This window comes from Gemmatimonadaceae bacterium, assembly GCA_035533015.1.
In the GTDB taxonomy this organism is placed as follows: Bacteria; Gemmatimonadota; Gemmatimonadetes; order Gemmatimonadales; family Gemmatimonadaceae; genus JAGWRI01.
In genome coordinates this window covers 1-8,049 of the sequence record DATLUQ010000032.1, presented here as the reverse complement: position 1 = coordinate 8,049, position 8,049 = coordinate 1, and the positions used below count along the sequence as shown (strand labels likewise).

8 protein-coding genes are annotated in these 8,049 nt (G+C 67.3%); all 8 read right to left on the bottom strand.

The features are described from left to right. Positions 1–638, bottom strand: a 638-nt coding sequence (locus VNF92_06765) for a serine/threonine-protein kinase (GenBank protein HVA57573.1), incomplete at its 3' end; no start/stop codon positions are given. Between the two features lie 104 nt (positions 639–742). After that, complete coding sequence (locus VNF92_06760) at positions 743–2,065, bottom strand: DUF4403 family protein (protein ID HVA57572.1); 1,323 nt, start codon at positions 2,063–2,065, stop codon at positions 743–745. An 86-nt stretch (positions 2,066–2,151) separates the two neighbouring features. After that, positions 2,152–3,894, bottom strand: coding sequence for a hypothetical protein (locus VNF92_06755; protein HVA57571.1), 1,743 nt, complete (start codon positions 3,892–3,894; stop codon positions 2,152–2,154). Between the two features lie 154 nt (positions 3,895–4,048). Beyond that, entirely contained in the window at positions 4,049–4,270 is a 222-nt protein-coding gene (locus tag VNF92_06750) for a hypothetical protein (protein ID HVA57570.1), read from the bottom strand. A 21-nt stretch (positions 4,271–4,291) separates the two neighbouring features. Continuing rightward, positions 4,292–4,441: a lmo0937 family membrane protein gene (locus VNF92_06745; GenBank protein ID HVA57569.1), complete on the bottom strand. Its 150-nt coding sequence runs from the start codon at positions 4,439–4,441 to the stop codon at positions 4,292–4,294. Positions 4,442–4,617: 176 nt separating this feature from the next. After that, positions 4,618–5,670: an OmpA family protein gene (locus tag VNF92_06740; protein ID HVA57568.1), complete on the bottom strand. Its 1,053-nt coding sequence runs from the start codon at positions 5,668–5,670 to the stop codon at positions 4,618–4,620. A 76-nt stretch (positions 5,671–5,746) separates the two neighbouring features. After that, entirely contained in the window at positions 5,747–7,810 is a 2,064-nt protein-coding gene (locus VNF92_06735; protein ID HVA57567.1) for an ice-binding family protein, read from the bottom strand. A gap of 52 nt (positions 7,811–7,862) precedes the next feature. Next, on the bottom strand, positions 7,863–8,049 hold a 187-nt coding region (locus VNF92_06730; GenBank protein HVA57566.1), incomplete at its 5' end, for a hypothetical protein.

Below are 8,049 nucleotides of genomic sequence, written 5' to 3'. Positions count from 1 at the left end.
GCCAGCATCTCGTACACCACGCAGCCCAGGCTGTAGATGTCGCTCCGCCCGTCCACGTCCTGCGCGCCAACGGCTTGCTCGGGGCTCATGTAAGTCGGCGTGCCGACGGCGAGCCCCGTCTGCGTGATCGAGTGTTCTGCGGTGGCGCTCTTGGCCCGCGCGATTCCAAAATCGGCAACGATGGCGTAGCCGCCCTGGAGTAGGATGTTCTCCGGCTTGATATCGCGGTGCACCACACCCTCGCTGTGCGCCTTCGCGAGTGCGCTCGCAACCTCGACGCCGATCCGGATCGCGTCGTTCATGGGAAGCTGATGCTCTCGCCCCAAGCGGTCCCGGAGAGACTCGCCCTGGACGAACGGCATCACATAGTACAACAGGCCGTCGGCCTCCCCGGAATCGTGGAGCGGCAGGATGTGCGGGTGCATCAACCGGGCGGCGATGGTGATCTCCCGCTGGAACCGCTCGGCGCCGATCGCCTGCGCAACCTGCGGCAGGAGCACCTTGAGCGCAACCTTCCGGTCGTGCTTGACGTCGTGGGCCAGGAACACCACCGCGGTGCCCCCGCGCCCGAGCTCCCGCTCGAACGTGTAGCGCCCGACCAGAGCCGGCTGAAGTCGACGGAGAAGTTCTTGCTCCATTTCCCTCATAACAAGGGTGGAACCTGCGAGGCGAGGGGTCCCCAATCATAACCCCGGCCGGCCGTCGGAGCGAGCGAGGGCACGGGAAACCCCGACACGCGTCGTCAGCGCTCCTTCACGGCGGCCGTCGCGTGTCCGATCGCTTCGGCCCGCAATACCAAACCGCGCCGGGTGACGTACACGCCGCGCGCCGCCACCGAGTCGATTCGGGCCGTGAGCGTCATCGCGTCCCCGACCTTCCGATTCAGCGCGTCGAGCAGTAGCGCCCGCCCCCGTTCGAGCGCCGGCGCCACGGGCAGAATGGCTTTCTCGCGCAACAACAACCGCAGCGCTGGGGACGCCAGCCACGAATACACGTTGATCAGCGGACTGTCGGTGTGCAGATCATAGTCGAGGTCGGGCATCGAGATGCCCTGTCTCGCGACGTCGTGCCGCGGAATCCCCACCAGGCGAAGCGTGCCCTGCGCGTCGCCGTGGAACGCCACGGACAGCGCGAGCCGGCCCCCCGATTCCGGCATGACGATCACGGAGTCCACGCGCACCGTGTGTCCTTGCTCGGTCACCACGGCCCCTCGCACGGCGGAGGTGATGGCGTCCGACGCCGCGGCGTAGTCCACCACGCCCTGCAAGAGGATGTGGAATCCGTTCGCCGTTGTGTCGGCGGCCAGCGACGGAAGCGGCGGCACCACCACGATGGGCTCTTCATCGGCCGTCACGATCTGCGGACGCGCGTCGAGACCGACGTCCACGATGAGCGAGTGCCCGCTGCCGCGCACCTGTCCCACGCGGAGCCGCATTGGACCCAACAGCAGCCAGACGCCATCCGCCACCCGAATGGGCCGATTGAGCGAGGCCCACCACCCGTTCGCCTGGCCAGTCAGGTCGACGGCGTCGATCGTGCTGTCGATGGCCGGCAGCCGGTCGACCAGCGCCCCACGAGCTGCGTCGATGATTCGGCCGGTAACGTCATAGTGCAGCACCCGCACCTCGCAGCGATCGCGGCTACGCTTCGACGCTGGGCTCAAGCGAACCAACCGCACGTGCGAGACGAGATGCCAATCGGCGGAGAGCGTGAGCTGCGTTGCCAGTTCCACTATCAGCCTGGGCGGATGGTTGGTGGATGTGCCGCAGCCCACGCTCACCGTTGGCGCGAAGCCCAGCTTGTAGTACCCGCGCGCCTCGTAGGCCAGCGTGGCTCGCAGATGGAACTCGGAGTCGATGCCGAACACGGTGAACGGCCCCCGCTTCGCCTCGAAGGCATAGTGCCGGCTGGCGTCGTTCCCCACCTGGTGCACGCTGTCCAGCGACCCGAACTGGGTCGGCACCGCCCCCTCGACCTTGCCAAGCACTTTTGTGATATCGTACGTGAGTGGCACGTCGAACCGCGAGGGCGGAATGATCGGCGGAGGTGGCTCACGCGCGGCCACGTCCGTGGCCGGAGGCGGCGCGGAGCCCCCTCGGCAGCCCGCGGTCGCGAGCACCAATACGAGTGCGGCGCGGACCCTGGGGCGCATCACCGCGCCGACCAACTCAGGAGGTTCGCTGGCACCGCGCCGGCCCTGGCCCGCACGATGTCCGCGGGCTCCTGCCACAGCATTTGCGTGCGGTCGGCCGAACTGAAGCGCAGCTCCCATCGTGCGCCCCCTGGCGGGCGATCGAGCGGCACCGCGATATCGATGCGATACGTGCGCTTGCCCCCCGAAGGGAACGCGCCAAGCAACGATATCCCGACCGCGGTCCGGACACTGGTGGTGACGCCATAGGGTACGTCGCCGGCCCACAGTTTGCCCGCGTCCACGAATGCGCCGACCGCCAGGTCGGCCCGTGTGCTCACGGATGGCAGCAGCCGGCGCTCCTCCAGTCGCATCACGGCCCGCCTCCCGCCGGCGAAGGCGGCGTTGGGATAGCCGCGCAGTCCGCCGTCGTGATCCTGGAAGGTGAGCTGGAACGGATACGCGAGACGCTGGATGCCAGAAAATTCCAAGCTCGCCACCTGCGTGTACAGCGCGTCCGGCTTGGCGTACCAGGCCAGGCGACCGTTGCCCACCATGCCGTCCCAGCGGTGCGTCGTGCGGTCGGCGCGCCCCTCGCCGGTGAATCGGAGCTCGAGAAACGAGCGCGAATCCCCAATGCCGCCGTATGCGTCAGCGGACAGGAAGAGGTCGCGCTTGAGCGTCGACGAGAACATGCTCGGGCCGGCCATCGCGCCGAACTGGACCCCCGTTCCGACGTCCTGCGCAGCAGTGAGGGCGTCGAACCCGGTGACGGTCACGAACCGGAGGGCTCGCAGTCCGCCGATCGCCGTCATCCGCATCACGCGATACGCGGGAAAGCGCCCGCCAAGCGCCGAGTCCGTGGGCACGTCGATGAGTCCGGAGTCGGAGATGATCACCGGCCCCGGAGCCGTGCGGACGTCTTCGCCGATCAGCGCGGCGCCCACCACGCCCACCACGCGTCCGTGTCCCACACGCGTCACGGCGCCCACATCGTACGTCGACCGTCGGACCGAGAGGGCGAGGTCTTGGCCGTCCGGTCGGATCACGGGATAGTACGCGCGAGACCCCTGGGCGCCGACATGGAAGGCGTTCCGTTCCAGATCGGTGAGGAACGGATGGGCGAACTTGAGGGACCACTCCCCTCCGAGTGGGTAGCGTTGAGCACTGGCCGCGAGTGTATACGGTCGCCCGAAGGCCCCGTACTCGATCACGGCCACGCCGGCGCCGGAACGGTACGCGAGTCCACGCTCCGCGCTCACCGCCACCGTGAGCGCTTCACCAGACACATTCTCGCTGCCGAGCGTGAGCCGGATGGGCGCCAGTCCGCGAAACCGGGCGCCGACGATGACCGGCACTTCGTCCGCGGTTTCCACCAAGACGCGCACGCGGCCCGGCCCGTCTGGAATGGTGACCACCGAGGCCGAGGCGAGGTACGGTTGGAGGCGGAGGAGGCGCTCCGACTCGCTCCGGTCGCGTTCGGAGCACGGCTGGCCTACAGCGAGTTGGAGATACGCCATCACGACGCGCGCGCGCGTCAGCGTGTGGTGAAGCCCCACCACATCGGCCGCCGTGCGCCAGCGGCCTGCCAGATTCTTGAATCCGGGCGGGAACGAGCGGATCTCGATGGCCGTGACGGTGTCGCCGTCGCAGGCATGACTTGACGTCACCGGGGCCTGTTGCGCCACCGCAATGCCGATCGGCGCGACGGCCAGCACGGCCCACACCATTCCCGCGCGCCGCGTTCTTCTGTCCCGACCCATCGTCCACTCCTGGCGCACGTGCGCGGCCCGGTCGGATCACTCGTTGACCGTGGCGGCCGCAACTAGGCGCTACGCCGTCGAATATCCACCCTTGGTCGTCGCGAACGGAAGGGCCGAGCGGTCCACGGGGCCATCACACGCCGTCGGAACGGCATCACGTGGCGCGCGTCGGGATCAGGAGCAGCACACCGCCCACGAGCACGGCGGCGATGCCGGCCCAGATCGGAATCGCCACCGTCTGCCGGTCCTGCATCATCATCGCGAACGGGCCGAACTGCGCGTGGTGTGTGCTTCTCGTGTATGTAAACCCGCCATACGTGAGCGCGAACACACCCGCCACCAACACCACCGCGGCCATCGTTTTGATTCCACTCATTTCCGCACCTCCGGGGGCGACTTACAGGACTTTCCGACCCTGGATCACACGCACCAGGATCACGATGACGGCGATGACGAGCAGGATGTGAATCAAACCGCCCATCGTATACGAGGTGACCATGCCGAGCAACCACAGCACGATCAGCACAGCGGCGAGCGTCATGAGCATTTCGCAATCTCCTGCCGTCCGGAGACGGCGATGACCACTTTGTCGGGCGGGCACGTTGTGTACGGCCGCGGCGTTCTGCGGTGGGACTGATACCGCCCGTGATCCCGGCTCGGCAACCGGCTCCTGCGCGATCGTCCGCGCTGGGCCGATTGACGGCCGGCCAGCTGTCGCTACTACTAATCCTTCACCACGTCGGGCGCGATCAACAGGTGGAACACGGCCCGGCGGTTCGGCGCCCGACCAGCAACGCCAGCAGAATTCGGGATCTGGTCACGTTCGCCCTTCGATTCAACGATGATGCGGTTCGCGTCGATGCCGTGGGCCACGATGTATTCCTTCGCGGCCTGCGCGCGCCGCTCGCCGAGCGCCATGTTGTAGGCGTCGGTGCCGACCACGTCGGTATAGCCCCCGATCACGATCGTCATGCTCGGGTTGGCCCGGAACACCTCGACCTTCTCGTCGAGAATCGCCTTGGCAGAATCGCTGAGCACTGACTTGTCAAATGCGAAATGGATCACGGCCTGCATCGTCGCCATGGTCGCGGCGGACGTGACCGCCGGCTGGCTCACCGGGGCATTGGCGAGCGAATCGCGCAGGGCCTGCAGTGCGGCATCGCGATCGCGGAGACGCTTGGTCTCCGCTGCGCTCACCGAATCCTCATGCTCCATCATCATCGCCGGCGGCGCTGGCGTCGTCACGGTCACGGTGCGGACTTCGTGGGAGGGCCACCGGTACAGGCTGAGGCCCACGCGCACACTCAGGTATGACTTCCAGTTTTCATTCGCCAGCCAGTCCCACACACCGTCGATCCGCAGCGCGGCACTGGGGCTGAGGGCGACCTTCATCCCCGCCAGTGCGTCCACGCCATAGCTGTGAAGGAAGTTCGTCTCGGTGGACACCCCGGCACCGGCGCCGAGGAGGAACGACACCGCCCCGCTCTTGATGGGCACCGCCACCAGGCGGCCGGACAGCAATCCCACGTTGACCGCCTTCAGGCCGTTCGGGCGGCTGGCCCGCATCTCGGCGTCTTCGAACTCGATGGACCAACGCGGGGCGAGGTACATCCCGACCCGTCCGCCTCCTCCGTATCCCGATGTAAGGCTGAGCTTGTTGTCGAACGACGCGGCGCTGGCAAACGCGCCGAACTCCATCGTCCCCCGCTCTTGCGCAACGGCCGGCACGGCCCACACCAGCGCCGCGAGTCCAACCGTGAATGCTCTGATCGACATGTGCCTCTCCTTGAAGACTTCGTGGCCAGTGCGGGGCTGAAGCCGGACGGTTGTCCGGCTCCAGCGCTCGCCTGCGCTATGGCAGTGTGATGACGTTGTTGGCGCCCAGCGTTACCGCCCCGTTCCGGGCCAGCGCGCGGCCCAACATGGTCGCGTTGTCCACCAGCGTGATGCTGGTGAGGGCGAGGATGTTCCCCTGCCACTGCGAGGCCGTGCCGAGCGTGGCCGACGATCCGACCTGCCAGTACACGTTCTTGGCCTGCGCCCCATTGATCAGGACCACGTTCCCGGCCGTGGTGAGCGACGAGCCGGCCTGGAAGACGAACGTCGCGTTCGGATCTCCCCCTCCGTCCAACGTCAGCGTGCCCGTCACGCCAATGCCGCTCGCCGTGCAGTAGACGCCGGCCGGTTTGGTGGTTCCGCCGAGATCGGCCACGATGGCGTTCGCCGCCGGGCACGGGAGCCCGGCCAGCTCGTTGTAGGCGGCGGTGAGGTCGATCTGGCCCTGCGCCGCGACTGCATCGCCCAGATGCTGGACACCGGTGATGACGCACGGTGGGAAGCCGGTGACTGTATTGCCTGGACTGATGCTCACGTTGGCATTGATGATGCCGCCGATGATGCACGTGACGGCCGTGCCGGCCATGATCCCGTTGGGGGCTGCCGTTCCGAGATTCACGAGCGGCGGCGGCGGTGCCGCCGATGTCACCGTCACGGTGGCCGTACCGGAAATCGCCCCACTCGTGGCCATGACGGTGTTGGTATATGTCCCGGTCACCGCACCCGCGGTGAAGAGACCCGTGTTGGCATCGATGGTGCCGCCTCCGCTCACGACCGACCAGACCGGCGCGATCGGAAGGATGTTGGCACCTCCGTCCCGACCGATTGCCGTGAACTGCTGGGTGGTACTAACCAGTACGGAGACCGGATTCGGCGTCACAGCGACGGTCGTCAGCGTCGGCGCGAGCGCGCTCACGGTGACGGTCGCGAACCCCGAGACCGAGCCGCTGGTTGCTTTGACCGTGTTGTTGAAAGTCCCGGCCGTCGCGCCCGCGGTGAAGACTCCGGTGTTCGGGTTGATGCTGCCCCCACTATTCACGACTGACCATACGGGCGTGATCAGGAAGACGTTGCCGCTTGCATCCGTTCCGACCGCGATGAACTGCTGCGTGCCATTGGCCTGTACGGACACCGGAGTCGGCGTCACCGTGATGGAGACCAGCGGCCCGGTGGCGACGACCGTGACCGTGGCGAAGCCCGCCACGCCTCCAATGCTGGCACGAACCGAATTGGTGTACGTACCGGTCGTGGTACCCGCCGTAAAGAGGCCCGTCGCGCCGTCGATCGTGCCGCCACCCGCGACGACCGACCAGGTCGGCGTGATCGCGACCACGTTGCCGCCGACGTCTCTTCCGACCGCCGTGAACTGCTGCGTGGTACTGGTGGCGAGCGTTGCCGGGCTGGGCGTGACCGCGATCGTCGCGAGCGCCCCGGCGGTCACGGTGACCGTCGCGGTCCCCGTGATGCCGCCACTGCGGGCTTGAATCGTATTGGCGAACGTCCCGACCACCGTGCCCGCGGTGAATATGCCGTTGCCGTTCAGCGTACCGCCACCGGCCACGACGGACCATGCGGGGATGAACTGCACAATGTTCCCCGCAACGTCCGTGCCCACGGCCACGAACTGTTGCGTGATGCCGCTGCCCATTGAGACGGGATTTGGCGTGACGACGATGTTGGCCAGCGGACCGAGGGTCACGGTGACCGTTGCCGTGCTCGAGATATTGCCGCTGGTGGCTTTGACGGTGCTGGTATACGTCCCTGGCGTTGTGCCGGCCGTGAACAGGCCCGCGCTGCTGATCGTCCCGCCCCCGGCCACGACCGACCAGGTAGGCGTGATCGAGACGTTAGCGCCGGAAAAGTCCGTGCCGAGCGCCGTGAACTGCTGCGTGCCGTTCACCGCCAACACCTGCGGATTCGGCGTGATCACGAGCGCCGATAGACTGCCGGGACTGCTGACGCCGTGCACGTCACACGACGCCACGAATAAGCCGGCGACGGCAACCGCGGCGATGATTCTCGCCATCCGGGCGTGCTGCGCCAGGGCGTGGACCACGCGGCTCATAGGGGAACGCATCATCGAACTCCTCCTGGACCTGATACATGTGAGCGCGAACGGGCGTTGGGGCGTCTCAATTCGCGGAGATTGTCAACGATTGCGTGAGCGTGAGCGTGATCGCGGTTCCCGCCGCGACGATCACGTCGCGGTCGGCCACGGTTGCGGCGCGCGCCCCGCCCGCTACGGCACCGACGGCGCCACCGATGATCGTGCTCTTCTGGTTCTTGCCGATCGCCTGACCGACGAGCGCACCGACGGCC

What these genes read in the sequence shown, in the direction of transcription:
- VNF92_06745 (HVA57569.1), bottom strand. Translation starts at nt 4,441, where the DNA reads ATGCTCATGACGCTCGCCGCTGTGCTGATCGTGCTGTGGTTGCTCGGC.
- VNF92_06750 (HVA57570.1), bottom strand. Translation starts at nt 4,270, where the DNA reads ATGAGTGGAATCAAAACGATGGCCGCGGTGGTGTTGGTGGCGGGTGTG.
- VNF92_06735 (HVA57567.1), bottom strand. Translation starts at nt 7,810, where the DNA reads ATGATGCGTTCCCCTATGAGCCGCGTGGTCCACGCCCTGGCGCAGCAC.
- VNF92_06740 (HVA57568.1), bottom strand. Translation starts at nt 5,670, where the DNA reads ATGTCGATCAGAGCATTCACGGTTGGACTCGCGGCGCTGGTGTGGGCC.
- VNF92_06755 (HVA57571.1), bottom strand. Translation starts at nt 3,894, where the DNA reads ATGGGTCGGGACAGAAGAACGCGGCGCGCGGGAATGGTGTGGGCCGTG.